Source organism: Gloeotrichia echinulata CP02, assembly GCA_038087035.1.
Taxonomy (GTDB): Bacteria; Cyanobacteriota; Cyanobacteriia; order Cyanobacteriales; family Nostocaceae; genus Gloeotrichia; species Gloeotrichia echinulata.
This window is the reverse complement of the sequence record CP051187.1, coordinates 1,106,982-1,132,680: the sequence shown is the minus strand read 5'-3', so window position 1 is coordinate 1,132,680 and position 25,699 is coordinate 1,106,982. Positions and strand designations below refer to the sequence as shown.

The following is a 25,699-nucleotide window of genomic DNA, read 5'->3' as shown; positions in this document are numbered from 1 at the left end:
TAGGCTGTTAAACATTGAACTTGCATGTTATCTGAAAGTAAAATTATTGTGGGATAGGTATCTTCCCCACCCTAGTTATGCAAATTACAGCCATTTTCAGGTGAATAGACCACAGGGTAGGGGCGCAAGGCCTTGCGCCCCTACGAAGATCTGTGGTTCAAATGAGTGAAAATTGCTGTAAAAGTACAACAGCTTATTTGATTTTTGAATTACACGTAGTTAGGGCTATGACCACCTTTTTAAGACTTATGAAATTATCATAAAATCAGATATTTTGTGGTGTGACTTCACTTTTCAAAACACGCCATATTTCCCAGTTAAATTAATCTGGAGGATATTCATATTCTGAACGTCTGATTCCTAATAAAGAGGGAAAAGCCTTCACAATAAATATCAGCCCTAGGATGGGCAAGAGTGATGTTGTCAATACACTAAGACTCCGCATTGTAATCCCAGCTGTAAAAAAGCCTAGAGCATTGATAACGATACCGTAACCAGTAGTATGAAAAGCAGCGGTGCGAGACCACCAGCTGGCTAACATTCCCAAAGCTAGGGATACTAATATCACGGCTAAGATACCGCCTATCATGTAACTTTCGCCAATATAAGTTGAAGATACTGTCCAACCTTTTGCATCTAATATTTCCTCAATTGATACACTCAGATTTTCTGGTTTATCTGGCCAAAAGACCCTAGGTATCGGTTTAGTTGCAAACACAAACAGCACTTCCAGTCCTAAAAAATCATGATTTTTGGGAAATGCATCGACTAATGCACCTATAGTATTGAGGTTACAGCACTTTCCTGAATCATGAAGTACAGTAGCAGCAGTTAGCAAACCAATTTCGCAGATGCATAGGATTGATTAGATTTAAAGCAATTGCAATCAATACATCTACCATTTGAGTAGTTTTTGGAGAAAATGTTTTGATAAAAGCTTTAAGCTGTGACCACCAATGTTCAATGGGATTAAAATCTGGTGAATAAGAAGATAGATTGATGACACTGGCACCAACAGATTCAATTATGGGCGTAATTTCATCGATCTTATGGGCAAATAGGTTATCCATTATGACAACTGCACCTTTCCATAATTGAGGCACTAACAACTTTTCTATAAACACGCGAAAAGCATTACTATCCATTGAACCATCTAGTGTCATCACAGCCAATACTTTATCCATACTGATTGCGCCGATAATAGTGACTTTTTTACCTCGATAAAATGGTTTTACATCATATACTCTACTTCCTTTTTCACTACGAGCTTTTGGACGCATTAACCCAAGCAGTAAGCCTGCTTCATCCAAAAAAACCAGATTTTTCGGCTCTATATCTCTGACTTTCTCTCTGTATTCACACCTGAGCAATTGAACTCTATCGGTAGCTGCCTGACTGCTGCGAACCGTTTTTTTTTACGAGTTAGATTTAATTTTTGCAATTCTCTACACATCATGCTGGAACTCACTAGTTGCCCCTCAGTTAAGAGCCAATATTCACAATATTCAGAGAGAGTTGCATCTGGATACTTTTTTACCAATGCAACAAGTTGAGCCGCAGAATCTGCTAATACCGCTTTTTTTCTTGTCCCTTGCTTACCAGGATTAACATGTCCTTTCTCTTTATACTGTCTCAACATTTTTTGTACAAAAGCTTTACCAACACCAAAGTTTACAGCTAACTTTCTAACTGAAATATTTCCTAACTGATAAGCATTGACTATTTTTTCTCTCAGATCGACGGAATATGGTTTCATAATAATAATTTATCTATCTTACATATTGTACTTCACATTGCTGGAAAGTGCTGTATAGTCAACAGATAAGGTTCCTTGTACTTTTTCAGTAGCATAGGCCGCTGTTTCGAGGTAGCGACGTATCCCCATGTTCCTAAACCCAAGCATGTGACGGGTTGCAAAAACAATTGCAGGCCCCATAACAACAGTAGGAATTGCCACATTGAATAGATTAGGTCGTTTTAATGATAGTAAATACCCTCCTAAAAATGTGGAAATATATGTACTAAAAACACTACGAGTTCCGCCTGCGAATCCTTCAAAGAGAGTGAAAATAAAGACAACTATGACCAAAAATACCTGCCAAGTGCGAAAATATTGGCGGCGATTCCAGATAATACCTGTCAGGGGAGGTATAACGTAGACGAACAGTTTTAATTCAATGAAAAGCGAACGCCAGTCACCTAAACGCCCCCGTCCCCAAGGGACAGCAAACCGAGGACCCAGCAAGGCGTCGAAAAGTTTGAAGGGATCGAAGTCAACTGACAGGAATATGTAGAAATAGCCCAATAACGCTGCGGTTAAGAACAGCCGAAATAGTACCTGGTTAGGAATTTGATTAAAGTCTAACCAACCTTGGGCTGCTGGCTTTAAAAAGTTTAAATGACGACCAATGGCTAACCCTGCAAACCCAACTAATACAACATATAATGCTTGGACAGTTTTCTCAGGGGTTAAGAGTTGGTCGAACTGGTTCTGAGGATATAAAAATTCTACCAATGTCAAGAAATATAGAGCAATTAAACAGAGGAGATCTGCGCGAAACAAATTTCGCAATCCTCGGCTACTGTCAAACCCCACGTTGACAGCTATTGCTATCCCTACGGGAATAGCAACCTGACGTGCCATGAGGCTGGGAGTTTCGTTAATATTAATAGTTATAAATGCCAGCAATAACCCACATAGTAGGGCGAATGTTCCTGGTATGGTTGCTGTAGCTATGCGCCTTTTGAATATAGGCTGTTCTGGTTCTTCATATGGATCGGTATAAATATTCATGAGTTGGAATTTGGGAAATCAATTAGGTGGACAAAAATAAAATTAACTTGAAAATAAGACCCCACCCCTAGGCCATCCACCACGAGATAGAGGGGAATAAGAAGTTGTTTCATCTGTGCTGGTGTACGCAGTTGATGACCGCTACTTAGTCCCTATTTTCGAGGTAGATGACTTTCATAAAAAGCTTCATATTTATCTGTCATCGTCGTTAGGGAAAATCGCTGGTTGACGAGTTGATAACCGGCGATCGCAACATCAGCACGTAAGGTAGGCTGAATAAAAGCCTCTAGTCCGGTAAATTTTTGGTTGTCAGCAGCAACAAAGCAAACTTGTGCGGGAAATTTCAATTCATCTGCTAGAGATGGGGTGATTACACATGGTAAAGACCAAGCCATTGCTTCCAAGAGAGCAAATGGTAGTCCCTCAAATTTGGCTGGATGAAAGAAGCCGTCTGCTGCTGCTAAAAATGGGGTAACATCAGATTGCCAACCTAATTGTTGGATGTAGTCTTTGGCATGATGTTCTACAATCCACTGATTCCATACAGGAGCCAAGCTACCATCTCCGACCCATAAAAAACGAGCTGAGGGAATGTTGCGTTTGAGGTTTTTTGCCCACTGCAAAAATAGAAGGGGTTGCTTTTGTGCTTCCATGCGTCCGACTGCTAAAATTAATAATTCATCTGGATGGAGTCCTAGTTGAGAACGAGCTGCTTGGCGTTTCGCTAAACGTTCTGATTTTTCGGGAATGAGAACACCATTTTCAATCACAGCTATTTTTTGCACAGATGCAGGAAAGGGAGAGAGAAATTTGCTTAATTCCTGACCACGATTGTCAGAAATTGCTATTAGTGAGCCACTAAAACGTTGTAATTTTCTTTTGGCGATAATATCACGCCATTTCCCCAAAAAAGCACCCAAACTTGCTTGAGTTTGAGTAATATGAATAGTTGCTAGATGTGGAATTGGTAAATGATGACTCCAGTCTAGTAAATCCAAGCCATCCTCTAAGTTTTGCTTGTTCAAATGGAGGATATCCGGTTGAAAAGCTTGACATTGTGATAGATATGTGGTGTGAGAGCGAGGAAATACATCTGAAAAACAGCGGAGTTTGCGATCATAGGTATTGCGGTAGGGCGATCGCAATACTTCGCCAAATTTGCCAAAGGAATCGGCTAATTCATCCATTCTGGGATGTTGTGAACACCATAACCCAACGGTATGACCTCGTTTAGCAAGTTCTTGTCCTAGATAGATTAAGTAAAGTTCTCCACCACCTCGTGAACCGGAGCTACTGCTGATAAATAAAATTCTCATCAAATATTTTTCGTTTTGAAATTAAGTAATTACAGCCATTTTCAGGTAAATAGACCACAGGGTAGGGGCGCAAGGCCTTGCGCCCCTACGAAGATCTGTGGTTCAAATGAATGAAAATTGTTGTAAGTAAAAGAACCGAGCAGGAAAAGCTATAATTGATAGAAAGCATCAACCCAACGTTGAGCGCCTGCTTTTGGAGACCACGCTAAACTCTTTTGCAAAGAAGCAGAACTAGCCTTTTGAATTAAAATTGGGTTTTGCAAGTATCTAGCTAAAATCTGAGTTAATGTATCAACATCTGAGTTACGGAAAATGTAGCCATTTATTCCCTGGTCAATCAAATCATGAGCAGCGCCAACAGCATCAGAGCAAATGACAGGTAGTCCAGCACCAATTGCTTGATTGACGACTACACCCCAACCGTCGTAGCGACTGGGTAGGACGAACAAATCTGCTTGACGAAAAAAATGGGGTAGGTCTTCGGGAGCCTGGAAACCTGCATATTCAATGTTTTTCCGTGTTTTATCTGATAAAGCTATCAACATGTGCGGTAAATCTGCTTCACGTCCCACTAGCAACAACCGAGCTTTGAGACCCATCTGTATCAGTCGGTCAAAAGCTAGCAGCAATAGGTCAACCCCCTTGCGAGCAATCATTTGACCACAAAATAAAATGGTTGGGGGAGTGCGGGGTCTTGGGGGAATTTCTTGGCTAAATGCAGCGAGATTGCAGTAGTAGGGGATATTAAAGATTGGTTTTTCGGGAAAACGTCGCTGGTAATCTTGCATAGCTTGGGAACCAATAGCGGCGATCGCACTACAATTGTTCAATCCTGTGGCTAATGTCTGCTGTAGTGTCCCTTTTAACCCACCAAAAGCACCCGCCATCTTTTCACCCCAAAACACGCAGGGTATTTGTTGGGCTTGCAATCTCAGCAGCAGTTGAGCAGTTACACTCATGTAGCCATTGAGGACAACTACATCTGATTGAGTGATATTTGGTAAATACCAGTTGATGTGAAATCGGGATATTCCCCAAGCAAGGTGAAAGCCTGGAAGAATATGTTCATAAGGCTGTAATGGTTTTTCTGGCCAAGGCGAATCTGAGCAAGCTGGTTCAAGATAAAAAACTTTGAGATTTATATCAGGATGCTGGGATAGTGCAGAGAATAAATCCCGTTGATACGGTGACGGTAGTACAGAGTAAAAAAGCACTCTCATTTAAATTCAGTTTTTTTGTGTTCCCTTAATATTGCTAGATAATTTTTTGCTGAACTAGCGGACTGCTGGAATATACTTTCTAAACCAATTCCATACGTGAAGATTAGTATCTTCCATATAACCTGATGCATGAATAACGACAACACTGATGCTATGCCTTTGACCAAGCCAATTTTAGATTTTAGATTTTAGATTTTAGATTTTAGATTGTTTCGGTTCCTTGCAGGCCCCGCAGAATTTTAGATTTTAGATTTTAGATTTTAGATTTTAGATTTAATCCAAAATCCCAAATCCCAAATCTAAAATTGTTTGCCCCTTGTGGTCGGGGTCAATCCAAAATCCCAAATCCCAAATCCAAAATCGTTTGACAGCATCAATAGATATGTTCCTACTTAAACTACTTGTTTTGGACATAAGAGACTTTTGGTAAAGTTCATCTAATAAAAGCTGGTAATGACTGCAATAAATTTGGGAGACTAGACCCAGATAAGAAACCTAAAGTATTTGATAGATATGGTAATTGTGTAGGCTGTCTCAAAATAGAATGAATTAGGATTGCGATCGCCTCACCGCTGACTTGCTCTAAAATCCAACCATTGACACCATCCACAACCACCTCACCGCAATGGCGAGAAGCAATAATCGGTAATTTCCAGGCTTGCGCTTCGAGTTGGGTGAGTCCAAATCCATCGGAGAGAGTCGGGAACAAAAACACATCAGCCATCTGATAATATTCGGCTGTTTCACTGCGGTTGACATGACCGACCCAACGAATTTGAGGATGGGTTTGTAGGTGGGGTGGAATGTCAATTTGCTGCGATCCTACTATTAAGAATTCAATGGGATATCCCTCAAGCTGTTCTACTGCTTCCAAGACAGCAGCAATTCCTTTTCTTAAAATCACCTGTCCTAAAAACAACACCCTTAAAGGGCGGTCAACGGAAAATGATTTTGGATAGGTGCGGATAAAATTTATTGCTGTTTCTGGCGGAGTATAAACCAAGGGAACTACCTGGATTTTGCTCACCTCAACGCCTGCTTTTTGTAGAAGTTGACGCGACCAGTTAGAATTAACCATAATGGCATCAGCTAGGGTACATTCCTCTCTCCAGGTTTGCCAATATTCGCGAGGTGTGGGTTCCCAATTTGAACGATAGGCGGGATATCGATCATATTCTTGAGTAACTAGAACTTCTTCCACCGGACCTGGATCAATTTGTCCGAGGACAGTGTACCATCCCTGTTGTTTGGCAAATCGAAATAGCTCTAGGGCTGCATAACTATAAGAGAATAGAATGGGAGGATTTATAAAACGCGGCGCCAATTTTGCAAGGGTCTTGATTGCTTGCTTTTGAAACCAATGGTTACGAGCTATAACTTGTTTCCATCCCACACGCTTTTGCAGTCTTTGAGTCAGTTCAAACCCAATTAGGGAGATGGTAAAGCCTTGAACTGATGCTTGAGTTAACCCCGGATGAAAGCGTTCTCGTAGTGCTGCTGTGGATAAGAAAGGGAAAATATTTAGGGGAGATTGAGGGGGAACCCAAGCATCGGTGATCAGGTGAACTAACTGTCCATTCTGATGTAATGCTCTGGGAATGGCGTAGTGTTCTCTGGCGCCAATTTGACAACAAATCCAATTTGACATACCTAATATTGAGGTAATGTTTCCCAGTGTCTAAATGTTTTGATGCACATACTTTGACGATTAGCTTTATAGTGTGGAATATCTCTTAATCCAACAATTTCACCGTGAATCTGACCCAGGCGACGTACTTTGAAACATTGGATTAATCGGGATATAAAGGTACGGCTTTGCTTCATTAATTTAAGTTCTTTAGGGACAAACCAATCATTCCAGAAAACATTATTTCTGGCTCCATAAAAATCCATTATCTGCCAGTTTCTACCTTGATTAGAGGCGGTATGATGAATTTGAACATCAGGAAAATGATAGCAATATAAGCTTTTTTGAAAGCCTCTAGCTGCAATCTCCATTTCTTCACCTTGATGAATTAGTGCCTCACAGTATCCACCTAAATGTAAGAAATTTTGGCGATGGAGCAAATGTCCACAACCAATAAAAAACCTTACTTGATATGGCTGTTGCTGGAGCGATTGGCTTTGATAATCGGCGATTACTGGATTGTATACTGGAAAAGCAAGACATAGTAGGTTGGTTTCCTGAGATGCGGCAAATTTAACAGCAGCCTCCAAGGAACCAGAAACTGGAAAGGAATCATCATCTAGACTCAGGTAGTATTTGGTCTGAATTGTTTGTGCTAACTGGTTACGACGAACAATTAAACCTTTTGATTCTGTAAATCGCTTGAGTTCAATTTGCTGAGAAAAACTTGAAATATCAAAAGGACAAGGTTCGTCAGAACCATCATCAAAAATCAGGATTGGTAGTGTTTCTAAACCGACTTCTTTTATCTTGGTGAGTGTGATTTCTAAATCTTGCCAGCGATTCTTGGTTGTAATACCAATTGATACTAAATCTGCTAATTTTTGAGTTACAATCATGGTTCACTTCTGTATTTAATAACTTTAGCTGGTACCCCAACTGCGATCGCCTTTTCTGGTACATCTTTGGTGACAACGCTACCAGCACCAACTACAGCATCATTACCAATGGTTACACCTTTGAGAATGGTGACATTAGCACCAATCCAGACGCGATCGCCTATTTTTGTAGGTTGAGCAACCATCGGTTGTGCTAGGGGTGCTAAAGCTAAATCAAGACCATGATCGTGATCGGTAATATAGCAACCAGGGCCAATACCACATTGTTGACCAATGGTTAATGATAAAATCGCATCGAGAAATGTATTCCGGTTGATATATGTGTAAGCGCCAATATAAATTTTGGGATGGGGTAGGGGTTCACCACTACAAAGTAGAGTTACACCTTGATCGAAAGCACAGAAACTTTCTATTTCAATATCATCGAAGTTGCGAGGAATATCAATTTCTCTTAGCCAAATATAGCCATGTAGTTTTACACCAAGAGCCTGATAATATAGATTGCGCCAACGGCTCTTTATGCCCTCAAAAAGGCGATAATTGAAATTATGTACTAGTCGGAGCATTGATTTTATAAAAAATTATTGAGAATTATGAATAATGTGGCTAATAGTAGACCTAATTTTGAATCCAATTATTAAAAACGGAAATGTGAATAAATATTTCCATCTAAGTAATTTAAAGTTCCAAAAAATTGTCTGCTTGTATATTTTCCAAGCATCCTGATATAAGCCGCAGTGCAGGCAATCTAAGCTAGCAGGTCTTGTAGCTCTAGTTAATATTTGATAACGTTCTAAAGCGCGAGGATTAAATCCAGGATAAATACCTTGTTTTTCACTATTAATTAATACTTGGCTACTGCCTTTAATGTATGAAGAATCGCTTTTCAAACTTATAGATTGCTGACGATAAGCAAAAGTATATGGCTTGCAAATATGTACAAATCCTGGACAAGTACCCAATCGCATTAGAATATCAGCATCTTCTGCACCCCACTTATTATTAAAGCCATTGACCGCTTCAAAGTAATCTTTTCTAATTACAAAAGAGGAAGCACTAAACCATCTCCATTTATCGGCAGAAGCAAAGTAGTCTGGAAATGACTCTACTATCAAAGGCTCATATGTAACATTTGTTAAATTAGTTTCCTCTGTAAAAATATAAGGTGAACCAGTAACAATAGCAGGAAAATTGAAGTCTAATATCGTCTTATAATAGATATCTAAAGTCCACTTGAAATAAAGATCATCACTGTCAAGAAATACTAAATATTGACCTGAAGATAATTCTGCTCCTCTATTTCGAGCAAAACTTGGTCCTAAATTATTTTGCTTGATAAATTTACAAAATCCTAAAAAATCTTTGATGACTTCATCAGTTTTATCTGTAGAACCATCATCAATAATAATTAATTCAAAATCAGAATATTTTTGTTCAATTATAGATTCAATGGTTCTTTTTAAAAGATTGGCTCGATTATAGGTTGGTACTATGATAGAAAAAAATACCATTAGTTTAGAAACCTCATTTAATATTAATAAATAGATAATTTTGAAAAATAGCTCTGTTACCCATTGTTTCTTGCACTACGTGTCTCGTAGACACGCAGCGGCTTCTCGGAGAGTAACAAATGTGGTCACTGAGTTGGTCGTTGTGTTTTGAATTCGTTCCCTAAATAAATTTATGGGCTTGTGGTCGTTGAGCAGTTCGACAAAGCTCACTGTCCACCTGTCGAAACGTGACCATTTTTCTTTTTCTTTCTTTTGCCTTTTTTGTTAACATAATTAGGTCACTACAAATTGAGAATTTAGAGACTCAGATACCCGATTTCTCAAAGAAGTCGGAGATCTTGTTTCTCATGAATAATTTAGGACTGCTATAGTTCAATAATCTTTTGATATTTGCTACTTGTTCAGCGGTAGAAAATCCTAGTAGCTGATAAACTAAGCGATAGAATTTTGGTGCTGCTTTTCCAGATGGAATGAAACCTGTATTAGTGTTGTTTATTTTGCTAATTACCTCCTTAGCCCAATTTTTATTGGACAACCAAATAAGTCTGGCATTTTCAAATCTAGTTTGATTAATAGCATTCTGCCTTGCTTGTGTAAATTGATTTATTGCTTTGAGATATTGCTCAATTCGATCTTCAATAACTAACAGTTCACGATGGGTTTGTGACTTGTCTCGTTTACAAACCGTTGAGTCACTCCATTGTCTATAGACTGAACCAGATTCAGCAAAATATTCAAATCTTTTACCTGCTATTAAAAGACGCAAATATAATTCATTCTCCTGACAGCAAGGCTGGTCAATTTTCCAACCTCCCGCATCAATAATGGCTTGTTTGCGCCACAGTGGACTACCTGTTTGAGGTAAATACCATCGCGCCAGTAAAATCCAAGGATCATGAGGTTCAGGAATCGGTAGAATTTCTTGCCTAGATTTATCCTGTGTGTAATATTCAAAAATACTAGGACTATATATAATGTCAGCTTCCGGAACTTTATTTAGATATTTAACTTGCTGCTCAATTTTGTTTGGTAATAGATAATCATCTGCATCCAGGTATTGTAACCATTCTCCTGTGCTGAGTTCCAGTAACCTGTTTCTAGCGACGTTCCCGCCACGATTAATGCCAGTTTCCCAACGAATCGCATCACCAAAGCTTTTAATTATCTCTAAACTTCCATCTGTAGAACCATCATCTACAACAATTATCTCTGTATTGGAATATGTTTGATTTACAGCGCTATCAATACACTGCTTAATCCATTTTTCTGCATTATAGCAGGGAATAAGAATGCTGACTTTGGGGTTCATAGGGTTTTAGATAAATATTTACTGTGGTTAAAGCAAGGAATTCTGATTGAAACTAACGATATATTCATCATATGTTTTACGTCTTTGAATATGAAATACAAGTAATTTAATTTATAACAGCTTATTCAGCACGACATATTTATACCAACTCTCCAATAAAATTAACTTGTAGACCATTGCATAATTTTCTCGGTAATTATTGAATAATTTTTCAATGTATTTTCGATTAAAAAATCCCATTTCGACCAAATAACCTTCTACAACCAATTGTCCATATTTTTCCAACAATGCTTTAATCCATTCTTCATAAGGAGGTTCAAATCCTCTTTTTTTTCGCTGAATTACCTTGTCGGGTAAAACATTTTTTAACGCACTCCGCAGCCAAGATTTTTGACCATACTTATGATCGGGTTGTGCTTTACGCAGTCCCATAACTAACTCAATAAGTTTGTAATCTAGTAAAGGAATGCGAGCTTCTACAGCCGAAGCCATACTAGTGCGATCGCCTAAGGATAAACAATTAGAAACTAACCATGTATCAAATACCAATTGACAAATTTGATTAGGAATATCTGTCGATTCTGTGGAAACAACAAATGGCTGATAGGGATTGCGTTCTGGTAATTTTTCTAGAAATACTTTGGTGTACAAATGTTGACGGTGATACCAGGCATATCTAAAATCAACTCTGACATTATAAAAGGGAATTTGTTGAGGATGCCAAGGAGCAGTATTGCTGATTTCTAATCCCCAATCTAAAGTTGTTCGCAGACAATTAGGGATTTTATTACTATTAGCTAACCTATTATATAAGGGAAATTTAGTCAGCCAGTCTAGTCCTGTTAGAGAGGATTGAAATTTTCCCAAAGTTGAGTGCAAATTGTATTTATTTTCAGCTAGTCTTAATGCATCCGATACCCAGTTGTAGCCCCAAAATAATTCATCACCTCCTAAACCATTGAGCAGAACTTTGATGCCCAAATCTGCTGCTAATCGCGTAACGGCAAAATGTCCATAAGCGGCGATATCGGCGATGGGATCATCAATTGCACGAACTAAGTCTGGAAAAAAATCTACTAGTTCTGAGGTGCGAAGTTCAACATCTCGAAATTCTAAACCTAACCATTGGGCTAATTCTGCTGCTTGCGCTCGTTCATCACAAGCTGGTGTGCCTTCATAACCGATACTCAATGCTTGCAGTGTATTCTTATATTTAGGAGCCGCTAGAGCCGCTATCCCACCAGAGTCAAGGCCACCACTGAGAGCTATTCCAATCGGCACATCTGAACGTAAGGTTAAATCAATTACTTGATCGAGTTCCTGACGAATAAGTTTGATTGGATCACCTTCTATCGGTTGAATCTGCGCCAAACTCCAATAACGTTTTGGCTCTATTTCCCAATCTTCGCAGTTAATTAACAAATAGTGAGCAGCGGGGAGTTTATAAACACCAATTAAAGGGGTTCGCGGCTCTGGCACATACTGGTAATGTAAATACAGATCAATAGCGATAGGATCAAGAGCCGGAACTTTAGGCAGTAATGTGAGTAGGGCTTTTAGTTCAGAGGTAAAATAAAACTTGTTATCATCAAACCAATAATAGAGTGGTTTTTCGCCAGTGCGATCGCGAGCAAGAAACAATTTATTAGTGATTTTATCCCAGATGGCAAAGGCAAACATACCCCTCAATTTGTCAAGACATTGAGTCCCCCAATGAGCATAGGCTGCTATCAAAACTTCAGTATCGGTCTGGCTAATAAAAGAATATCCTTTTTCAGACAGTTCTTCTCGAATTTCTATATAGTTGTAAATTTCACCATTAAAGGTAATCATAAATCGCCCATCTTGATAACTCATGGGCTGATTTCCTAGGGGGCTTAAATCTAAAATGGATAGGCGAGTATGTCCCAGTTGAATATAGTTATCTTCCCAAATTCCCTGATTGTCAGGCCCACGGTGAAACAAAGCTTTAAGGGCAAAATTTAAATTTGCTTCTTTAAGAGGAGTACGAGATAAAAAACCAGCTATACCGCACATAAAATTAACACTTAAAAAGTAAACAAATAAGTAAAATTACACATATTCTAACTGACGGGGCGACAAATTTTATAGCGTTTCTCAGTTGAGTCAGATGCGTAGGGTGCGTTAGCGACAGCGTAACGCACCAAATCCTTGATAATGGTGCGTTACGGATTTCATCCTAACGCACCCTACGATACTACTAATTCTGAGGTACGGAGTTCAACATCTCGAAATTCTAAACCTAACCATTGGGCTAATTCTGCTGCTTGCGCTCGTTCATCACAAGGTGGTGTGCCTTCATAACCGATACTCAATGCTTGCACAGATTTTTTGACATCTGACGTACGCTACTCATGTGCTTTTCAAACATCCTCTAAGCCCATTTTTTGTCTTAACCTTCTAGCAAATACTGTTGGGAGTAAATATTTATCCTTCATCTCCAGGATATTTGAGCGCATTTTGATTAATTCATTTTCTTGAATATTTAAAATTCTATCTATAGATGAATTCCAATTATATTTATCAACAGCAATACAGTTTACTCCATTTTCAAGAGACATATCATACAAGTGCAATTCATCTTTGTTCAGAATAGGTATACTGCCCCTTACTAAAGCTTCAACAACTCTATGAGTTACCTTGCTGTAACCCAGTGGACAAAGAGTGAAATCAGAGTTAGATAAACAATTTATGTAATCATTTGTGGATAATCCTCCTTTTTCTATAGGCGTCATATTGCCATATTCAAGCCATACAAACTCAAAATTAAGATTGTGAATATGATTCGTGCTGTCAATTATTTGTTGTGGTAAACCAAGGTATGATTTAATTTGATTTAATATCTTAGTTCTTTCAAGCGGTAATATATTGCCAAGGAAATTAAATTTATATTTTCTTGGCGTTTGTGCTTGCCAATCAAAACTAAACATTATATTTGACAGTTGTTCATCTTCTAAAAATTTTGCGTGGACATCAAAACCAATCAGATATCTCTTAGTTAAAAATTGGTAAAAGTCAAATTTTGGTATACCATTTAAAAAACCAATATTTTTGAAGCCTAAACTTATAGGAAAATACTTAATTATTTGTTTTAGTTGACTTTTATAGCTATTCTGAAAATAACAAATAGCTGCGTGTGAATTAGCTTTCTTACACCAATTAATTACCGATATTCTAGAGTAATTATCAGCAAATTCTATATATAGAATATCAAGATAAATATCACAATTAACATAATCATCAATATCTATTACATTAATACCTTGAATTCGCTTGATCCTTTGCAGAAAACGTTGATGTCCGTTATTTCTACATTCCTCACTTAATTTATTAGATGTAATTAGATAAATATTATAATCCGCTAATGCAATAGAATAAGCAAGTGTATATGTTATACATTCTACTTTTTCTGAATATATGCCGATTTGATTTTTCATATATTTATACAGGCTTTTTAGTAAAACAACATCATTGTAAATTGCGAATTTGTTTAAGTATCACGCGGTATAGGGGCACGGCAGTGCTGTGCCCCTATGGCTGTACCTAACTAGGGCGAGAAACGCTATAAGCTCTACTCTGCAAGGTAATTACAGAACTTTATGGTTCTTTAGATAGTTAGGGTTATTAACGCCGACCTACTTAATAAATTTTACGCATTGGTTTTTGTTTAGAGATTTTTCGTAGACAAAAACCTCCTTTTTCAGTATTAAGAGTTATTAACTCTAAATCATCAAACTCTTTTACCCATTTGTTAACCATATCGATGGTATCATTTCTATCACCATCATCAATCAACACGATAGCATTTTCATTTAGTAGGTGATACAGGAATGGTAATGCAGGATAACGAGACAAACTATTGCTCACAAACGGTGGTCCATCAATTATCAATAAATCTATTGATTTAAGGTTACTAAATACATCAATTTTATACCAATAAAACGTTTTATTATCCAAATCTACCTTTTCAAAAGGAGCATAAACTACATTCACATAGTTTTGTAATCCATGTAGCTGTATATTTGATTCAGTTACTTTAGCGTATGTATCATTATGATCAACTGAAAAAATATAACCTTTACCTATTTTTTCACAACAGTAAGCTGAGATAATAGTTGAAACTCCACCTCCTAACTCAACAATTGAATTTGGCTTAATTGTATAAATATACCTGAGGGGGTGACAAAACCCTTTGAACCAAAGATGCAGTAAGGGTTGTGAACACTTGTGCCATGAAAAGATCAACATCATTTTTCGGCTTTATTGATTCCATTCTCAATAATCACAGCCCAAAAGTCTGATTTTTCTGTTGGGATAGGTTCCCAATTTGTTTTGAGCGTTTCCAGGCTCACCCTTTGATAATCCTTATTTGATAAGGCTTTGAGACGAAGTTGTCGCCCCCTCAGATAAATATACTCGATCATTATTTTAACAAAATCAGGTGATACTGCCCAATCTCTCATTTCTGGAATTGGTACTCTGATGTTCAGTAATGAAAATACTGAAAATAGTGCTTCAATCTGTTTATAATCATTTTTTTGGTTTGTGATAATTCCTTTAAATGTAAATTGATTCCGTCGATAAAGTAAGAATATAACTATTAGTAAAGAAATTGAAGATACTCCATAGTATATAGATAAAATCCAATTTTTATCATGCAGAAACTCAAAAATTGTCGTACTTGTGCTTATAATAAATATCAAAAAAATCAGAATTATTTCTTTTGATTGAAGTGCCATTTTAAGTTGTCCAAGCTAGAGTTTACGAGTTTACAAAAAACTATTTATTTCGCTGTAATTTTTAAGTTGATCTAACCAATTCTGTATTAGTTGCCGATCAAGTTTTGGAACTAATCCTAAGCGAGGGTGAATATTGCGATGATGACCTAATGAAATTAGCTTTTTGGCAATGCGTAATTTTAATTTACCCATAAAACTTTGCCATTCAGGTCTTTGTTTATACTTAGAAATACTTTCTGCACTATCAGCTATATACTTTTGCCATACGCTCGTCTTCTGATTTGTGTGTTGTCGAAAAGCTGCTAAGGGAGTATAAACTAACTTAAACCTAAACCCGCGATCACAGCAACGTAAGAAAAAATCATGATCCATTGCATAGTGTAGATGCTCAGATAAGGGTCCTGCTTCTTCCCAAACTCTTTTATGCCAAAATGTAGAATGCTGGGGAACGTAACCACGTTGAGAGAGTAACACCGCCATTGTGGGATAAAGTCCTACACCACAGGGATTTACTCCCCAAAACTTACCAGATGGGTATTGATAGCCGATCCAAGCCCCAGTAACTATATCTGTTTTTTGAAAATAAAAGGTTAGGGCTACCTCTTTTAAAGCGTTAGGAAGATACAAATCGTCGCTATTTAGCCAAGCCATGATTTCACCAGTACAGCGTGCAAAACCTTTGTTAATCGCATGGCTTTGTCCTTGATCGGGTTCACTTACCCAATATGTCAAGTAATTTTCGTATTTTTTGATAATCTCAACGGAGTTATCTGTACTACCACCATCAATGATAATGTATTCTAAATTCGGATATCCTTGCCATAGCACTGATAGTATTGTTTCTTCAATAAACTGTCCTTGATTATAGCTAGGAGTAACTATACTAATACGAGGCCAATCAGAACCATCGGGCATTTTATCTGGCAAAGGTTCTGTCTGTTCTGTCGAAGGCCAACCAGTTTTACCTTCTGGAGGTGGAGGTAAATCTTTTAATGTCAAAGCAGTATTTACAAGTGCCATTTTCTTTGAAGAATCGTTTTAATTGAATGTATAAATATATGGCTCCGCCGTAGCCTGTCGCAGACATAGCCAAAGTCCAAAAATTGCGCTGATATTTTATTCAGAGAAGATTAATTACAGCGATTTTCAGGTAAATGAACCACATTTTTATATCTCACGCATTCGCGTAGCGTCTGTCTTCGACACGCTCTGCGCGTTCGCAGAGAAGGCGCATTCGCGTAGCGTCCCGTAGGGAAGGAAGAAAGAAATACAGATATCGAGGTGTGGTCTAAATACCTGACAACTGCTGTAAAGACTAGAGAATAACACGTATATTTTTTTATCCAAAGAGCAATGTCTACGATAGTTACAAAGCGCGAGCGCACTTTGATAAAATACTATAACCAGAACAATTGCCTTGCAATCGCAGTATGATACAAAAACCAGCCTTGGCATCAAAAGCTTAGGCGTAGCCCTAGAGCGTGTTTTCAAACTATTTGTTTAGCCGGATAAATTTTTAGATACCCCTAAATCCACACGATATGATACCAGCTGTAGGGGCACGGCAATGTTCCCCACTCGCTCCTACATGTGTCAGCGTTTTAGTGGTATTGTATAAGACTTTGAAATCGCGGGACTAGAGCGATCACAAAACTCTATCCCAACTGCTGAGATGCAGAAAGCCGCGCAATCACTACTGGATGATTACGTCCATAAAGACTGAGGTGAATGGTCTAAGACTAGGACTTACTTTCCCTTAAAAATTCTCATTCCCCAGACCGGGTTTTTACACCTACCACAACCGCTGAATTGGATAATTATCAAAAACTGAATCAATGCTCACCAGCGGTATCTGTTCCACAATCGCCTGAGCAATTAAAAGTCTGTCAAAAGGGTCACGATGATGATTGGGTAGATTAGTTAAACCCCAAATATGGGCTAATTCAATAGGTAAAAGTTGTAGATTATTGACACGCTGTTGATTGTCTATCAAAACGGGAAGAGATGAATTTAAGTTGAGCTTACCCAGTTGAAGTTTTATTTGCATTTCCCAAACACTAGCTATGCTAAACACCAACCTGTTGTTAGTATCGTTAATTAGGCTATAAACTCTCTGGGAGAGCCTTTCGGAGCTACTTGTCCACCAAATTAGAACATGTGAGTCCAATAGTAGTTTCACTGCTCACCCGTCCAAAATTCATCTGGTAAAGGATCATTAAAATCCTCGCTCATCCAAATCTCCCCTCGGTTTAAGTCCGGTACACGTTGTTGCACAGGTTGGGGTTGAGCATGTTTGTGTGCTAAAAATTCCGCAAAATCTAGCAGCGTCTGTTGTTGCTCTGGTGCTAAGGATTGCAGTTTGGCAATTAATGCCTCAGTTATATCCAGTATTTGGGAAGTCATATTTCCCTCCAAATTACGCCCTATGATTAATATTACTACTGTGGCAATCAAGTTTTGATATAGCGGTTATCGGTTGAGTCCAATACACTCATAAGGGCACGGCAGTGCCGTGCCCCTACAGGTTTACCTTACTAGGGCGAGAAACGCTATAGCTCATGCTTAAAAGCCTCAACCAGAACAATTGCCTTGCGATCGCAGTATGATACAAAAACCAACCTTGGCAGCAAAGAATAGGCGTAGCCCTAGTAGGCATCGCTGAAAAGGGGTTGCTGAATTGAGCTATGAATCCGGATTTAGAGGCATTTTATCTGTAAACATCTTTTCGATGTCCTATCTTTGTGATCAGAATGAGTAAAATATCATCCTGTATTTCGTAGACAATCCGGTAATCACCTACTCGCACACGATACAAATTTTCCTCTGCTGCTAACTTAATAACTCCCACAGGACGAGGATCTACTGCTAAAGCTTCCAGTTGTTCGATAATTCGCTGCTGCACATTTTTTGGTAATTTTTTAATCATGCGCTGCGCTGCAGGAGTAATTTCAACTTGGTAGCTCATGCTTATAAGCCCAGCTCTTGCTTAAAAGCCTCTAGAGAGAGAGTCCCTTTTTCTTTGGCTTCTATCAAAGCTTCACGGCTATCATCCAAGTCTTGCTGGTTTTCCACTGCTTCTTGGGTTTGCTTGAGTTTAAGAAACCTCACAAAGTCTAAAATTTCAGTTAGTAATGGCTCTGGAGCTGCTTCGAGTTCTTGAATAATCAGTTCTTTTGTATCCATTGGCGAACCTAGTATTGGCAGGTGGCGCAAGATTAACTCATTCTATTTTATTCAGGGAGTGGGGAATCGGGAATGGGCGCTTTTACTGTTTTATCCAAAGAGCAATGTCTACGATAGTTACAAAGCGCGATCGCACGTTGTCAGTTTCACTTGAGATGCAGAAAGCCGCGCAATCACTACTGGATGATTACGTCCATAAAGACTGAGGTGATCTGTATCTAAAATGTAAATCGTCATTACTCATCCGTTGCTGCATTCGATTCTTGGCGAATAACGGCTAGTTTTTCCATAAAATCATCAAATGTGGGATCATTAGCAAATATTCCCGCATATCTCATCTGGGGTGTAGTTGCATTTGGCTGAATTTCTAAATTTACCTCAATGGTGACAAACTTACCCCTAGCTAGTTGTGTTTCTAGGGCAGATTTGACATTCGAGATTGCTTCTTCCTCCGTCCTTCCCTCAACAGTCAAATTTGGCATCCCAAAAACTGAGGCGACAAAATTCTGCTGGGATTGACTCTGAACAAAAACTTGATACTGCATGATACTTTTTCTGAGCTTATTTTCATTATCCCATTTTAAATTTCCGGCAACCAATTTTCATCTAATACTTGATCTAAACTGGCAAGAGGATGAACGGGAAAAGTATCGACAGGCAGTCCTGTGACATCGGCTATAATTTCTCTGGCATCCTGATAACATTCTGCAAATATATCTTGCAAATATGGTCTAAGACTAGGACTGACTTTCAGCAACTTGTTGATTTGTTTACGGAATGTGCGGATTTCCCCTTTCCAGTGGTTGGCGTTATCTTGCAGTTCTGATTTCCAATATCCTATCTTGAGAAGATGTTCAAAAAGTCGGGTTAATAAACTCTCTAAAGCTCGTTTTTGACTCCCACTCAAGTCTTGGATCTCCTCAATTAGATTTTCCCAATCCACCGTTTCAAATTGTTTTAATTGTAATTGCTTGACTGTTGTTTCTACCCAAAGACAAAAATCTTGGTTGTATAACGCCACAGTTGTGGATTGGATTAGCATAACTATTTTCTGCCTCAGTCACTATGCTTTTTTTAGTATAGAGCTTTATAGGCCAATACAGTTCAGTTATAGCACTTCCTATTCAGATGAGGTACAAAATTGTATCACGCGATGTAGGGGCACGGCACTGCCGTGCCCTTACCGATGTACCTCACTAGGGCGAGAAACGCTATAAGCAAAAGGGAGCTGCTTCGAGTTCTTGAATAATCAGTTCTTTTGTATCCATTGGCGAACCTAGTACTCTGTCAAGATAAAAATGATGGACTGTAGTGCGGGCATCTTGCCCGCGTGAGCGAGACGCTGTAGTGCGGGCATCTTGCCCGCGTGAGCGAGACGCTGTAGTGCGGGCATCTTGCCCGCGTGAGCGAGACGCTGTAGTGCGGGCATCTTGCCCGCGTGAGCGAGACGCTCACACTACCAAAAATCCCTCAAAACAAAATTGACAGACTACTAGTATTGGCAGGTGGCGCAAGATTAACTCATTCTATTTTATTTAGGGCGTGGGGAATCGGGAATTGGCGATCCCTGCTAGGGCGTGTTTTCAAAGTCTTATACAATACCACTAAAACGCTGACACATGTAGATTTCGCGTAGGGGCACGGCAATGCCGTGCCCCTACAGCTGGTATCATATCGTGTGGATTTAGGGGTATCTAAAAATTTATCCGGCTAAACAAATAGTTTGAAAACACGCCCTAGGGCTACACCTACGCCTTTACTGTTTTATCTGATGAGCGATCGCCTGAGTTAATGCTTCAACTTCGCTACCTGATCGGTCGTGGCTAGATTTGTACACCTTACACATCATCTGGATTAACACCAAGCGATCGCAATCTTGCGGCTAATCTTTCAGCCCGTTGACTCTCAAGTTCTGCGCGTTGACTCTCCTGTTGGGCGCGTTCCTCTGGTGTCGCAATCCAATTACCTTGAGCATCGTACCAACGCAGCCATAAACCTTCTGTTTGCTGATAACTCCCGCTCCATACTCCTAACCCTAATTCTAGTTCTGGGAACCAAAACTTTTGTTCAGGAACTGGTGCTGCTTGATATCGTGTTCCGGTTAATTGAAACACTCGCAACCGATTGTGATATCTATCAAACACGATATAATAGGGAACTCTTAAATTTTGTTCATACACCAGCCATTTTGTGGGTGGCTTTTTTGCATCCCGGACTGTTTGTCCCAAATCTTCGGCTTCTGTACCGGGTGAAAGTAATTCTACTACTAAAAATGGGGCGATCGCCTCTTGCCAAACAACATAGCTCAGGCGCATATCTGTTTGTTGTTGGGCACGAGATACACCTAATACTAAAAACCAATCTGGTCTTTTGTACCACAATCTATTGCGGCTATCGTAATACAAATTTAAATCTGTGCCAATGAACATTTCCCCCATTGGGTAATTTGGGGGTTTACAGGTTTCGCGCAATAATTGGGGTTGGAAGTCGTGGAATTCGTCCGGCAAACCAGGCTCCTCTGGGTCTTCACTCTTGAGATCATACATCGTGGGCATGGTTTCCCACGCAGGACGGGGATGCATTTCTTCCGGTAACTCCATATCCTGTGGATCTTCACTTGGTAGATCGTACATTGTCGGCAGGACTTCGCTCTTGGGTAAAGGTGGGTCAGTTTGGTACATAACTTCTGCACAATTTAACAGTTTAAACTTTCAGGTATTGCCCACAATCAGATTATTGATTATTCGGTAAATTTACTCCTTGCTCAAGTAACAATTGCCGTAATTTAGCAATTTCTAATTCGGCGGCGTCAGCCCGTTGTTTTTCCTGTTCAGCCCGTTGTTTTTCCTGTTCAGCCCGTTGTTTTTCCTGTTCAGCTCGTTGTTTTTCCTGTTCAGCCCGTTGTTTTTCCTGTTCAGCCCGTTGTTCTTCCTGTTGGGTGCGTTGTTTTTCTTGTTCCGTGGGTGTTGGTACCCAATTATTTTCTTGATCATACCAACGTAGCCACAGCCTTTTTAATCCTTGATATTCTCCATCCCATAATCCTAACCCTAGCTGTGCTTCCTGTAACCAAACGCCCATTCCATTCACAGGGATCGGTTGATAGCGGTTCATCATTAGACCAAAACAGTGAAGCTCTGACGTATAACGGTTGAAAACAAAATAATAGGGGATTCTCAGGATTTGCTCATAGACAGCCCATTTATTAGGTGGTTGGTTAACTTCGCGTAAATTTCTGCCTAAATCTTCTGCTTCTGTACCCGGTGAAATGAGTTCTACTGCGACAAAAGGATTGGTTCCTTCTTGCCAGGTAACATAGCTCAAGCGTAGTTCTTTTTGCTCATAGAGTCGGGATACCCCCAAAACTGCAAACCAATCCGGCCGCTTATACCATTGAGGATGAAGAGTGTCATAGTATAAGTTTAAGTCACTAGCTGTAAATATATTATTGTCGGCATAAGCAGGAGGACGAAAAGTGAGGCGTAGTAATTCAGGTTGTAGAAGGTGAAATTCATCAGGCAAACCAGGTTCCTCCTGATTTTCGCTCGGCAAATCATACATTGTTGGCAGTGTTTCTTTAGGAGATAAGGGCGGATTGGTTTGATACATGAAGGATTAACTCTCCTGTGCTGCTGAAATTAGTCGGATTTTATTCAGACTATAAAATTTTCTCCCAGTTTGATTAATTTAATTTTAGGCGATTTCAGCACATTGTCGGCTTGAAAATTAGGGACTTCCAACAAATAAATTATCCAATCTTGTGGGGTGGACATCCAGCCCCTGGGTACGCAATACTGCGTAGGTTTTGAAAATCGCAAAGCGTGAAACCGAAGTCTAGACGTTACATGTAACGTCTCTACATTCGTATCCCTTGCAGTATTACCTGGGTACGGGCGGGCTTAAGCCCAACCCACAATCAGTAATTGAGTGCGATCGCGCGATATTCACTTGTTATGTATAATTTTGTCGGCAGTTTTCAGGTATACTACTCTTTTCTGGTTTACCAAAGCCTTTGAATTGCATAGCCATCAAAAGCAGAATCAATGCTGACAATAGGGACTTGTTCCACAATAGCCTGAGCGATTAACAGTCTGTCAAAAGGGTCACGATGATGGTTGGGTAGATTAGTTAAAGCGTAAATATGAGTTAGCTCAATAGGTAAAAGTTGTAAGTCGTTTGTTTCCTGATGGTCTTTGATCAACTCAGAAAGTGGCATCTGAAGACTCAATTTTCCAATCTGGAGTTTAATCTGTATTTCCCAAACACTAATAATGCTTAAAAATAGAGTGTTGCTTTCATCATCCAATAAGTTTCTGGCTTGCGGTGAAAGCCTTATGGGGTCTATTGACCACCAAATTAATGTATGAGTATCTAAAATAAAATTCATCACTCACCCAGCCAAAATTCATCTGGTAAAGGCTCATTAAAATCGTCACTAATCCAACCCATACCTTCATGCAATCCAGCAACGCGCTGCTTTTTTTGATTCTGGCTAGGTTGGGATTGGGCGTGTTTATGGGCGAGAAATTCCACAAAATTTACCACCATCTGTTGTTGTTCTGGTGGTAGAGTTTGCAGTTGGGCAATTAATGTCTCAGTTATATTCAGTGTTTGGGAAGTCATGGCAACTGTCCAGATTAGCACCTCCTATATTCTAGAGCAATTCTCAAAGAGCATAATAGATTTTTTTATTCAGAGAGTTTCTCGTCCATTTTGAAACCTGGAATAGTGCGGGACGAAAAGCCCGCTACTACTACCAGGGAGCAAGACTTAAGTGCGGGACGCTATGCGTAGCTTGCTTAAGAGGAGGGGTACGGCGTTAGCGCTCAGTCGAACGCTGCTCCCACTACGCATGAAAAACTATGGTTTTCAAAATAGATGTGGTTTATATTATGAATCAATAAAAAATAAATTACCCAATGTTTGAATCCTTCGGGTGCGTTAGTACCAGTAATCTCTTACTATTCCCAAGTTTTCTCAGTTCTGACGGACCCTACAAATTGAAGATTTTTTTAATTGGAAGTCCCTTAGCCAACAGCAAAGCCATCATATTGGCGGATAAAAGGAGAATGGTATGCCAATACAATATCTTCTGGCAAAATTCCTTTTTCTAGTAGAATATCAGCTACACCAACTTCTGTACCATCGTATTCAATCCAAATTTTTCCGCCTTTAATATCAATGTGAATTACAACACCATAAACCCGCTTTTTTTGGAGCCAGCCGGTGCGTATAACTTGATAGCGATCGCGTTCTAAATCAAATAATACTTCCATTTCAATTTCACCAAATGCTGGCTTGATTTGGCTATATTTCAGCAATATATCCTTGATTATTTGTCGATAGCTAACTAGTTTTTCCATGCCACTATTGTCCTGTCTTCTATGTCATAGATTAATAAACGCATTTGAAATTCTTCTACACCTTCTTGAATAAATCTCAGTCTAAAAAATTCATCATAGGTTTGATTGGGGATAGCTAAATACAAAATGCGGTTTGGTTCCTGAACGCGCAAAGCACGACGATAGTTTAGGTATTGTCCGAGAGCCGTATGGAATTCAGATATAGCAGATGGTTTAATAAAACTTTTGATTTCTATAGCAATTTTTTCTTTATCTTTGATTGCCGCAATCAATCTTTCTGCACCTAGATCAATTTGCATTTGTACATCACCATAATCCACCATAAAAGGGTCATGAGTGATTTGCCATCCATCTTTGATCAGTGCATCTTTCACTACCGAATGAAATAAATCCCTAGCGGCCATGAGAAAGTCTTTTTTGTTATAGTTTCTTGGTGTACGCAGTTCATGATGGCTACTTACAATGTTCCTTTAGGAGATAAGGGCGGATTGGTTTGATACATGAAGGATTAACTCTCCTGTGCTGCTGAAATTAGTCGGATTTTATTCAGACTATAAAATTTTCTCCCAGTTTGATTAATTTAATTTTAGGCGATTTCAGCACATTGTCGGCTTGAAAATTACGAAATGTCACAAATCCAATTTAACTATGGATATTAACGAAACCTCTTTGTACCAACAAGACTTTTATGGTTGGACACAGTTGCAGGCTCAAGCTTTAGCGCAAAAACAGGTGTTGGCACTAGACTGGCACAACTTACAACAGGAAATCGAATCTTTGGGAAGACAGGAATATCGAGAACTTGTCAGTCGTCTTAGTGTCTTGTTAGGACATCTTTTGAAGTGGGAATACCAACCTCAAAAGCGATCGCGCAATTGGTTCCTCACCATTCGCGAACAGCGTCGAGCAATTCGTAGGCATTTACACCACAATCCTAGTTTACAATCTCGGATGGCAGAGGCTTTATCAGAGGGTTTTGAAGCGGGTGTTGATTTAGCATTACGAGAAACAGATTTGCCATTACGGACATTTCCTGATTGTTGCCCCTACGAATTTGATAACATCATGACAGACAGTTTTCTCTGCGATACTAGCCAAGAGTGGGAATGAGTAATGAGTAATGAGTAATGAGTAATGAGTAATGAGTAATGAGTGATGAGTGATGAGTAATGAGTAATGAGTAATGAGTGATGAGTGATGAGTGATGAGTAATGAGTGATGAGTATAGCACTTCCTATTCAGATGAGGTACAAAATTGTATCACGCGATGTAGGGGCACGGCACTGCCGTGCCCTGACCGATGTACCTCACTAGGGCGAGAAACGCTATAATGAGTGATGAGTGATGAGTGGATTATTTTTTATTTTTCTTTCAACTTGTTGGTTGAAGTTGTTAATATCTTAATAAGTAAGTGGGCGTTAAAAAACACAACTAGATTAAGAAATGTAAATCGCTTAAAAGCTTATATTCAAAGCGTTTCTGATGCTTTACATAAGTTTATGTAGTTCTGTTTAATTGTGCCAACCTACTTAATTCTTTCATTACTCATTACTCATTACTCATTACTCATTACTCATTACTCATTACTCATTACTCATTACTCATTACTCATTACTCATTACTCATTACTCATTACTCATTACTCATTACTCATTACTCATCACTCATCACTCATAACTCATAACTCATAACTCATAACTCATCACTCATTACTCAT

At 39.1% G+C, this 25,699-nt stretch carries 32 protein-coding genes; 2 read left to right on the top strand and 30 right to left on the bottom strand.

Annotated features, from left to right (window positions below; genetic code table 11):
- Nucleotides 1–322: 322 nt before the first annotated feature.
- From HEQ19_05165 to HEQ19_05025, 30 genes are all read right to left on the bottom strand, one after another.
- Nucleotides 323–838 (bottom strand): hypothetical protein, encoded by a 516-nt coding sequence (locus HEQ19_05165; protein ID WZI67114.1) that lies wholly within the window; start codon nt 836–838, stop codon nt 323–325.
- Nucleotides 810–1,370, bottom strand: a complete 561-nt coding sequence (locus HEQ19_05160; GenBank protein WYL98999.1) for an IS630 family transposase — start codon at nt 1,368–1,370, stop codon at nt 810–812. The genes HEQ19_05165 and HEQ19_05160 overlap by 29 nt, the downstream gene beginning before the upstream one ends.
- Nucleotides 1,331–1,756, bottom strand: coding sequence for a transposase (locus tag HEQ19_05155; GenBank protein ID WYL98998.1), 426 nt, complete (start codon nt 1,754–1,756; stop codon nt 1,331–1,333). Before HEQ19_05155 ends, HEQ19_05160 begins: the two co-directional genes overlap by 40 nt.
- A gap of 18 nt (nt 1,757–1,774) precedes the next feature.
- The gene (locus HEQ19_05150; GenBank protein WYL98997.1) at nt 1,775–2,794 is read right to left on the bottom strand and encodes a hypothetical protein; all 1,020 of its coding nucleotides are present in this window, start codon (nt 2,792–2,794) and stop codon (nt 1,775–1,777) included.
- A gap of 152 nt (nt 2,795–2,946) precedes the next feature.
- On the bottom strand, nt 2,947–4,110 hold the full coding sequence (locus HEQ19_05145; GenBank protein ID WYL98996.1) for a glycosyltransferase family 4 protein: 1,164 nt from the start codon (nt 4,108–4,110) through the stop codon (nt 2,947–2,949).
- A gap of 149 nt (nt 4,111–4,259) precedes the next feature.
- Nucleotides 4,260–5,330, bottom strand: coding sequence for a glycosyltransferase family 4 protein (locus HEQ19_05140; GenBank protein ID WYL98995.1), 1,071 nt, complete (start codon nt 5,328–5,330; stop codon nt 4,260–4,262).
- A gap of 273 nt (nt 5,331–5,603) precedes the next feature.
- Entirely contained in the window at nt 5,604–5,744 is a 141-nt protein-coding gene (locus tag HEQ19_30685) for a hypothetical protein (GenBank protein ID WZI67113.1), read from the bottom strand.
- 19 nt (nt 5,745–5,763) lie between these two features.
- Nucleotides 5,764–6,978 (bottom strand): glycosyltransferase family 4 protein, encoded by a 1,215-nt coding sequence (locus tag HEQ19_05135; protein WYL98994.1) that lies wholly within the window; start codon nt 6,976–6,978, stop codon nt 5,764–5,766.
- 2 nt (nt 6,979–6,980) lie between these two features.
- A complete protein-coding gene (locus HEQ19_05130; GenBank protein ID WYL98993.1) occupies nt 6,981–7,856 on the bottom strand; it encodes a glycosyltransferase in 876 nt (291 codons plus the stop codon).
- A complete protein-coding gene (locus HEQ19_05125) occupies nt 7,853–8,422 on the bottom strand; it encodes an acyltransferase (GenBank protein WYL98992.1) in 570 nt (189 codons plus the stop codon). Before HEQ19_05125 ends, HEQ19_05130 begins: the two co-directional genes overlap by 4 nt.
- Before the next feature lie 15 nt (nt 8,423–8,437).
- Nucleotides 8,438–9,367: a glycosyltransferase family 2 protein gene (locus tag HEQ19_05120; protein ID WYL98991.1), complete on the bottom strand. Its 930-nt coding sequence runs from the start codon at nt 9,365–9,367 to the stop codon at nt 8,438–8,440.
- A 304-nt stretch (nt 9,368–9,671) separates the two neighbouring features.
- Entirely contained in the window at nt 9,672–10,676 is a 1,005-nt protein-coding gene (locus HEQ19_05115) for a glycosyltransferase (GenBank protein ID WYL98990.1), read from the bottom strand.
- A 111-nt stretch (nt 10,677–10,787) separates the two neighbouring features.
- Entirely contained in the window at nt 10,788–12,713 is a 1,926-nt protein-coding gene (gene asnB, locus HEQ19_05110; protein ID WYL98989.1) for an asparagine synthase (glutamine-hydrolyzing), read from the bottom strand.
- 173 nt (nt 12,714–12,886) lie between these two features.
- The gene (locus HEQ19_30680; protein ID WZI67112.1) at nt 12,887–13,021 is read right to left on the bottom strand and encodes a hypothetical protein; all 135 of its coding nucleotides are present in this window, start codon (nt 13,019–13,021) and stop codon (nt 12,887–12,889) included.
- 39 nt (nt 13,022–13,060) lie between these two features.
- Nucleotides 13,061–14,134, bottom strand: a complete 1,074-nt coding sequence (locus tag HEQ19_05105; GenBank protein ID WYL98988.1) for a hypothetical protein — start codon at nt 14,132–14,134, stop codon at nt 13,061–13,063.
- 202 nt (nt 14,135–14,336) lie between these two features.
- Entirely contained in the window at nt 14,337–14,948 is a 612-nt protein-coding gene (locus HEQ19_05100; protein WYL98987.1) for a class I SAM-dependent methyltransferase, read from the bottom strand.
- Nucleotides 14,945–15,436, bottom strand: coding sequence for a hypothetical protein (locus tag HEQ19_05095; GenBank protein WYL98986.1), 492 nt, complete (start codon nt 15,434–15,436; stop codon nt 14,945–14,947). Before HEQ19_05095 ends, HEQ19_05100 begins: the two co-directional genes overlap by 4 nt.
- A 30-nt stretch (nt 15,437–15,466) precedes the next feature.
- Nucleotides 15,467–16,456: a glycosyltransferase family 2 protein gene (locus HEQ19_05090; protein WYL98985.1), complete on the bottom strand. Its 990-nt coding sequence runs from the start codon at nt 16,454–16,456 to the stop codon at nt 15,467–15,469.
- Between the two features lie 772 nt (nt 16,457–17,228).
- Nucleotides 17,229–17,615, bottom strand: a complete 387-nt coding sequence (locus HEQ19_05085; GenBank protein ID WYL98984.1) for a type II toxin-antitoxin system VapC family toxin — start codon at nt 17,613–17,615, stop codon at nt 17,229–17,231.
- Nucleotides 17,612–17,839, bottom strand: a complete 228-nt coding sequence (locus tag HEQ19_05080) for a DUF2281 domain-containing protein (protein WYL98983.1) — start codon at nt 17,837–17,839, stop codon at nt 17,612–17,614. The genes HEQ19_05085 and HEQ19_05080 overlap by 4 nt, the downstream gene beginning before the upstream one ends.
- Before the next feature lie 304 nt (nt 17,840–18,143).
- Complete coding sequence (locus HEQ19_05075) at nt 18,144–18,401, bottom strand: type II toxin-antitoxin system RelE/ParE family toxin (protein ID WYL98982.1); 258 nt, start codon at nt 18,399–18,401, stop codon at nt 18,144–18,146.
- Nucleotides 18,402–18,403: 2 nt separating this feature from the next.
- Complete coding sequence (locus tag HEQ19_05070; protein ID WYL98981.1) at nt 18,404–18,619, bottom strand: hypothetical protein; 216 nt, start codon at nt 18,617–18,619, stop codon at nt 18,404–18,406.
- A gap of 236 nt (nt 18,620–18,855) precedes the next feature.
- A complete protein-coding gene (locus tag HEQ19_05060) occupies nt 18,856–19,164 on the bottom strand; it encodes a type II toxin-antitoxin system HicB family antitoxin (GenBank protein WYL98980.1) in 309 nt (102 codons plus the stop codon).
- 35 nt (nt 19,165–19,199) lie between these two features.
- A complete protein-coding gene (locus tag HEQ19_05055) occupies nt 19,200–19,661 on the bottom strand; it encodes a DUF29 domain-containing protein (protein WYL98979.1) in 462 nt (153 codons plus the stop codon).
- Between the two features lie 796 nt (nt 19,662–20,457).
- Nucleotides 20,458–21,300 (bottom strand): Uma2 family endonuclease, encoded by an 843-nt coding sequence (locus HEQ19_05050; GenBank protein ID WYL98978.1) that lies wholly within the window; start codon nt 21,298–21,300, stop codon nt 20,458–20,460.
- 52 nt (nt 21,301–21,352) lie between these two features.
- A complete protein-coding gene (locus HEQ19_05045; GenBank protein ID WYL98977.1) occupies nt 21,353–22,228 on the bottom strand; it encodes a Uma2 family endonuclease in 876 nt (291 codons plus the stop codon).
- A 391-nt stretch (nt 22,229–22,619) separates the two neighbouring features.
- Nucleotides 22,620–23,006, bottom strand: coding sequence for a type II toxin-antitoxin system VapC family toxin (locus HEQ19_05040; GenBank protein WYL98976.1), 387 nt, complete (start codon nt 23,004–23,006; stop codon nt 22,620–22,622).
- Complete coding sequence (locus tag HEQ19_05035; protein WYL98975.1) at nt 23,006–23,242, bottom strand: DUF2281 domain-containing protein; 237 nt, start codon at nt 23,240–23,242, stop codon at nt 23,006–23,008. Before HEQ19_05035 ends, HEQ19_05040 begins: the two co-directional genes overlap by 1 nt.
- A gap of 404 nt (nt 23,243–23,646) precedes the next feature.
- Nucleotides 23,647–23,982 carry a XisI protein gene (locus HEQ19_05030; GenBank protein ID WYL98974.1) on the bottom strand — a complete coding sequence of 112 codons (336 nt, stop codon included), beginning with the start codon at nt 23,980–23,982 and terminating at the stop codon, nt 23,647–23,649.
- Complete coding sequence (locus tag HEQ19_05025; GenBank protein ID WYL98973.1) at nt 23,970–24,386, bottom strand: element excision factor XisH family protein; 417 nt, start codon at nt 24,384–24,386, stop codon at nt 23,970–23,972. The genes HEQ19_05030 and HEQ19_05025 overlap by 13 nt, the downstream gene beginning before the upstream one ends.
- A 244-nt stretch (nt 24,387–24,630) precedes the next feature.
- Between HEQ19_05025 and HEQ19_05020 the strand changes: the two genes are divergently transcribed.
- Together HEQ19_05020 and HEQ19_05010 are read left to right on the top strand one after the other, a co-directional pair.
- On the top strand, nt 24,631–25,092 hold the full coding sequence (locus HEQ19_05020) for a DUF29 domain-containing protein (GenBank protein WYL98972.1): 462 nt from the start codon (nt 24,631–24,633) through the stop codon (nt 25,090–25,092).
- A 407-nt stretch (nt 25,093–25,499) separates the two neighbouring features.
- Nucleotides 25,500–25,673 (top strand): alpha/beta hydrolase, encoded by a 174-nt coding sequence (locus tag HEQ19_05010; GenBank protein WYL98970.1) that lies wholly within the window; start codon nt 25,500–25,502, stop codon nt 25,671–25,673.
- The last annotated feature ends 26 nt before the right edge of the window (nt 25,674–25,699 follow it).